This window comes from Streptomyces sp. WELS2 (assembly GCF_013870595.1).
In the GTDB taxonomy this organism is placed as follows: Bacteria; Actinomycetota; Actinomycetes; order Streptomycetales; family Streptomycetaceae; genus Streptomyces.
The window spans coordinates 1-5,776 of the sequence record NZ_JACBWZ010000382.1 but is presented as its reverse complement, the minus strand read 5'-3'; the positions used below and the strand labels follow the sequence as shown (position 1 = coordinate 5,776).

2 protein-coding genes and 2 pseudogenes are annotated in these 5,776 nt (G+C 75.5%); 2 read left to right on the top strand and 2 right to left on the bottom strand.

Annotated elements, in window-relative coordinates; translation table 11 throughout:
* The first annotated feature begins 223 nt into the window (after window positions 1-223).
* Together H5J33_RS21080 and H5J33_RS38730 are read left to right on the top strand one after the other, a co-directional pair.
* Entirely contained in the window at window positions 224-853 is a 630-nt protein-coding gene (locus H5J33_RS21080; RefSeq protein ID WP_181796482.1) for a TetR/AcrR family transcriptional regulator, read from the top strand.
* 476 nt (window positions 854-1,329) lie between these two features.
* Window positions 1,330-1,776: pseudogene (locus H5J33_RS38730) on the top strand (DUF4126 domain-containing protein); the annotation flags it as partial.
* Here the strand turns inward: H5J33_RS38730 and H5J33_RS21070 are convergent.
* Window positions 1,755-4,442: pseudogene (locus tag H5J33_RS21070) on the bottom strand (type I polyketide synthase); the annotation flags it as partial. The pseudogenes H5J33_RS38730 and H5J33_RS21070 sit on opposite strands and share 22 nt — an antisense overlap.
* 107 nt (window positions 4,443-4,549) lie before the next feature.
* Window positions 4,550-5,776, bottom strand: a 1,227-nt coding sequence (locus H5J33_RS21065) for a beta-ketoacyl reductase (RefSeq protein WP_181796481.1), incomplete at its 5' end; no start/stop codon positions are given.

Here is a 5,776-nt window from a genome sequence, read left to right as displayed (position 1 = left end):
GGGCCGGTCAGTGAGGGGGCAGGGCCGGTGGCGCGGCGCCGGCGGGCGGCGGCTGCGGACGAGTGGGCCATGACGAACCTCCTGTCGTCTGGGTGACGGCACGCATGCCGTATGTACCCATCGTGAGGTATGCCACTGACAATCCGTTCCGAGCTGGGCTTTCACCGCGGCCGAGGGGACGGGCGCGGCCGGCCGGACCGGGGCCACCTGTGAGAATCGGGCCATGGAAAGCACCAGCGCCAGGGCCGGCGGGAGCACGCGCCGCGAGGCCACCCGGCAGAAGCTCTACGAGGCTGCCGTCACGCTCATCGCCGAGCAGGGCTTCTCCGCGACCACGGTGGACGAGATCGCCGAGCGGGCGGGGGTCGCCAAGGGCACGGTCTACTACAACTTCGCCAGCAAGTCCGTCCTCTTCGAGGAGCTGCTGCGGCACGGCGTCGGCCTGCTCACCGCGTCCCTGAAGGAGGCGGCCGAGGGCACGGCACGCGCCGGGGGCGGCAAGGTGGACGCGCTGGACGCGATGATCCGCGCGGGCCTGGTCTTCATCGACCGCTACCCGGCCTTCACCCAGCTGTACGTCGCCGAGCTGTGGCGTACCAACCGGGCCTGGCAGTCCACCTTGATGGTGGTGCGGCAGGAGGCCGTGGCGGTGGTGGAGGGGGTGCTGCGCGAGGGTGTGGCGGCCGGCGAGTTCAGCGACGAGATCGACGTGCCGCTGACGGCGGCGGCGCTGGTCGGCATGGTGCTGGTGGCCGCGCTCGACTGGAAGTCCTTCCAGCCCGCGCGCTCCCTGGACGACGTCCACGCGGCCCTGTCCCGGCTGCTCCAGGGGCGGGTCAGCGGCCGCATCTGAGGCCGCCGGCCCCGGGCGGCCGGATCCGAGGCAACGAAACCCTGGGCGACCGGATCCGGGGCGGCCGGTGCGACGGGATCCCGAGCGGTGCGGCGGACCCGGGCACACAGGGGCAGGCGCCGGACCGGTCGTTCCCGGTCCGGCGCCTGCCCGTTTCCCCCGTGATCCCCCGTACTTCCTCCCGTACTCCCCCGTACGGGTTCCCCCTGTGCGGACCCCCGTGGTGGTCGTCCCCCGAGGCCCCCCGTCTCGCTTCCGCCGACGGGTCGGCGGAAGGAGCGGCCGGGTGGCCGGGTGCCGTTCCGCCGCCCCGTGTCGGCGGTGCGGGCCGGTCCCCCTGCCGTGGCTCCACTCTCCCGCCCCGGCGGCCGGTGCCCCATCCGCGCGGGTACTCATCCGGCGGTCTGAGTACCTGTACTCAGCCCTCCGCGCGCGTGCCCAGGCCGCCTCCCCGCGGACTGGCTACGATCGCCTCCGTGTCCGTGCTTCCCCTGGTCTTCACCAGCGGCTGGGCCAGCGGTGTCAGCGCCTACGCGGTGGTGCTGCTGCTCGGCCTGTTCGGCGTGACGGGGATCGACGACGTGCCGGGGACCTTGCAGCGCCCGGAGGTGCTGATCGTCGCGGGTGTGCTGTTCCTGTGCGAGGCCGTCGCCGACAAGATCCCGTACGTGGACTCGCTGTGGGACTCCGTGCACACGGTGGTCCGGCCGCTGGCCGGCGCCTGGGTGGGGGCGCTGCTCGCCGGGCAGAGCGGCTCGCTGTCGGATGTGGCGGCCGGGCTGCTCGGCGGTTCCACGGCGCTGGCCAGCCATACCGTCAAGGCCGGGACGCGGATGGCGGTCAACGCCTCGCCCGAGCCGTTCAGCAACGTCCTGCTGAGCGTGGCCGAGGACCTCGGGGCCGGGGGCCTGGTCGCGTTCGCCGGCAGGCCGTCGAAGACGGGCGTCCAGTCCACCGGGACGCCGGCGACGAAGGCCTCGCCGAGGGCGGTCAGCAGGCGCTCGGCGCCGCCGTCGTCGCGGTGCAGGGAGCCGAGGGCGGTGATGCCGGCGCCGGCGGTGTCGGCGGTCTCCTCGACGCTGTGCAGCAGCACGGGGTGCGGGCTGCACTCCACGAACACCCCGTACCCGGCGTCGAGCAGGGTCCGGGTGGCGGACTCGAACAGCACGGTCTGGCGGAGGTTGGTGTACCAGTAGCCGGCGTCCAGGCCGGTGGTGTCGAGGCGGGCGCCGGTGACGGTGGAGTAGAACGGCACCTCGGCGGGCCGGGGCCGGATGCCGGCGAGGTCGGTGAGGAGCCGCTCCCGGACCGTCTCGACGTGCGCGGAGTGCGAGGCGTAGTCCACGGGGAGCCGCTTGGCGCGGTGGCCGCCGGCCACGATGGTCTCGCGGAGCGCGTCCAGGGCGTCGGCGTCGCCGGACAGCACCACGGAGGAGGCGCCGTTGACGGCGGCCACCGAGACCCGGCCGTCGTACGGGGCGAGGAGGTCGCGCACCCGGGCCTCGGGCAGGGCCACCGACATCATGCCGCCCCGGCCGGAGAGTTCCCGGGCGATGGCCTGGCTGCGCAGGGCCACGACGCGGGCGCCGTCGGCGAGGGACAGCGCGCCGGTCGCGCAGGCGGCGGCGATCTCGCCCTGGGAGTGGCCGACGACGGCGGCGGGCCGGACCCCGTGGGCGCGCCAGACCTCGGCCAGGGACACCATGATCGCCCACAGCACGGGCTGGACGACGTCCACGCGGTCCAGGGGCTGCCGGGACCGTACGGTCTCGACGAGGTCCCAGTCGGTGACGGGGGCGAGGGCGGTGGCGCAGTCGGCCATGCGCGCGGCGAACACCGGTGAGGCGTCGAGGAGGTCGGCGGCCATGCCGGCCCACTGGGAGCCCTGGCCGGGGAAGACGAAGGCGACGCGGGACTCCGCCGCGGGCCGGCCGCGCACCACGTTCGGCGCGGTGTCGTCGCCCTCGGCGAGGGCGGTCAGCCCGGCGGTGAGGGCGGAGGGTCCGGCGGCGGTGACGACGGCCCGTTCGTCCAGCGCGGCGCGCCCGGTGGCGAGGGTGTGCGCGATGTCGGGGACGGGGTCGGTGGCGGTGGCGAGGTGGTCGAGGAGACGGCGGGCCTGGGCGGCCAGGCCCCGGGGGCCGTTGCCGGAGAGCACCAGCGGCAGCGGGCCGGTCCAGGCGGGCTCGGTGGCGCGGGGCTCGGTCTCGGGGGCGGCCTCGACGATGACGTGGGCGTTGGTGCCGCTGATGCCGAAGGAGGAGACGGCGGCGCGGCGGGGTTCGCCGTCGGCCGGCCAGTCCCGGGCCTCGCGGAGCAGTTCGACGGCGCCCGACTCCCAGTCGACCTGGGTGGTGGGGTGGTCGGCGTGCAGGGTCCTGGGGAGCCGGCCGTGCCGCATGGCCATCACCATCTTGATGACGCCCGCGACGCCGGCGGCGGCCTGGGTGTGCCCGATGTTGGACTTGACGGAGCCCAGCCACAGCGGCTCGGCGCGGTCCTGGCCGTAGGTGGCGAGCAGGGCCTGGGCCTCGATGGGGTCGCCGAGCGGGGTGCCGGTGCCGTGCGCCTCGACGGCGTGCACCTGGTGGGGTTCCAGGCGGGCGCCTGCGAGGGCGGCGCGGATGACGCGCTGCTGGGAGGGGCCGTTGGGGGCGGTGAGGCCGTTGGAGGCGCCGTCCTGGTTGACGGCGGAGCCGCGCACGACGGCCAGCACGCGGTGGCCGTTGCGGCGGGCGTCGGAGAGCCGTTCCAGCAGGAGCAGTCCGGCGCCCTCGCCCCAGCCGGTGCCGTCGGCGCCGTCGGCGAAGGACTTGCAGCGGCCGTCCAGGGCGAGGCCGCGCTGGCGGGAGAAGTCGATGAAGGTGTCCGGGGTGGACATCACGGTCACGCCGCCGGCCAGGGCGAGGGTGCACTCGCCGCTGCGCAGGGCCTGTACGGCGAGGTGGAGGGCGACCAGGGAGGAGGAGCAGGCGGTGTCGACGGTGACGGCGGGCCCCTCCAGGCCGAGGAGGTAGGAGACGCGGCCGGAGGCGACGCTGCCGAGGTTGCCGTTGCCGAGGTAGCCCTCGACGCCCTCCGGGACCTCGGTGAGCCAGCTGCCGTAGTCGTGGTACATGACGCCCGCGTAGACGCCGGTGCGGCTGCCCTTGAGGGTGTGCGGGTCGATGCCGGCGCGTTCGAAGGCCTCCCAGGCGGTCTCCAGCAGCAGCCGCTGCTGCGGGTCCATGGCGAGGGCCTCGCGCGGGCTGATGCCGAAGAAGCCGGGGTCGAACCGGGCCGCGTCGTACAGGAACCCGCCTTCGCGGACGTGGGTGCGGCCGGGGGCGTCCGGGTCGGGGTCGTAGATCGCCTCGATGTCCCAGCCCCGGTCGTCGGGGAAGTCGCCGACGGCGTCCGTGCCCGCGTCGACCAGCTGCCACAGCTGCTCGGGGGTCCGGACGCCGCCGGGGTAGCGGCAGCTCATGGCGACGATGGCCACGGGCTCGTGCGCCGCCTCGGTGATCTGCTCGTTGTGCCGGCGCAGCCGCTCGTTCTCCAGCAGCGACTCGCGCAGCGCCTCGACGATCTGCTCGACGGATGTGTCCACGGTCGGTGTCGCTCCCTGATGGCTCGGCGGCGCTGGTGACGCGGTGCGGGTGCGCCGGTACGGGTGGCCCGGTGCCGGACGCGGCGCGTCGTCCGGCACGGGGGCGGTCACTGGGGGGCGGTGCGGTCGAGGGCGGCGCGCACCAGGTCGGCCACGGCCATCGTCCTGATGTCCCCGGCCGGTTCGGCGGGGGCGGGTTCCGCGGCGGGTTCGGTCAGCTTCAGCAGGCCGTCGAGCAGTCCGGCGGCGCGGAGGCGGGCGACGGGGATACGGGAGATCAGGGCGCGCACCTCGTCGTCGTCGCCGGGCGCGGCCGGTTCGGGCTCCGGCCGCAGCCGCTCGAGGAGGTGGCCGGCCAGGGCGGCCGGGGTGGCGTAGTCGAAGATGAGGGTCGAGGGCAGGCGCAGTCCGCAGACCGTGCCCAGGCGGTTGCGCAGTTCCACGGCGGCGAGCGAGTCGAAGCCCAGTTCGGTGAAGGCGCGGCGGGGTTCGACGGCGGCCGGCCCGGGGTGGCCGAGGACGGCGGCCACCTCGGTGCGGACCGCTTCCAGCACGGTGTGCTCGTGGTCGGCGGCGGGCAGTTCGGCCAGGCGTTCGCCCAGGGTGTGGGCGTGCCCGGCGCGGTCCGGGCGGGCGGTGACTCCGGCCAGGGTGCGCAGCACGGCCGGGACGTCGCCGGCGCGGCGGCGCAGGACGGCGGTGTCCAGCCGTACCGGGACCAGGGCGGGGGCGCCCGTGGCCACGGCGGCATCGAACAGTTCGAGCGCCTCGTCCGGGTCTAGGGCGCCGATGCCGGTGCGTTCGATGCGCTGGACGTCCGCCCGGTCGAGGGCGGCGCCCATGCCGCCGCCGGCCCACAGGCCCCAGGCGAGGGAGGTGGCGGGCAGGCCGAGGGCGGCCCGGTGGGCGGCCAGGGCGTCCACGTAGGCGTTGGCGGCGGCGTAGTTGCCCTGGCCGGCTCCGTCGAGGACGGCGGCGAGGGAGGAGAACAGCACGAAGTGGGACAGCTCGCGGTCCCGGGTCAGTTCGTGCAGGTGCCAGGCGCCCAGGGCCTTGGCGTGGAAGACCTCGTCCACCATCTCGTCGGTGAGGGTGTCCACGGTGCCGTCGTGGACGGTGCCCGCCGCGTGGACGACGGAGTCCACCGGGTGCCGCTCCAGCAGGCGGCGCAGCGCCTCGCGGTCGCCGGTGTCGCAGGCGGCCACGGTCACCTCGGCGCCCAGCGCGGTCAGTTCGGCGCGCAGCTCCGGGGCGGTGCCGCGGCGGCCGGCGAGGACCAGGCGGCGTACGCCGTGGGCGGTCACCAGGTGACGGGCGAGGAGCCCGCCGAGACC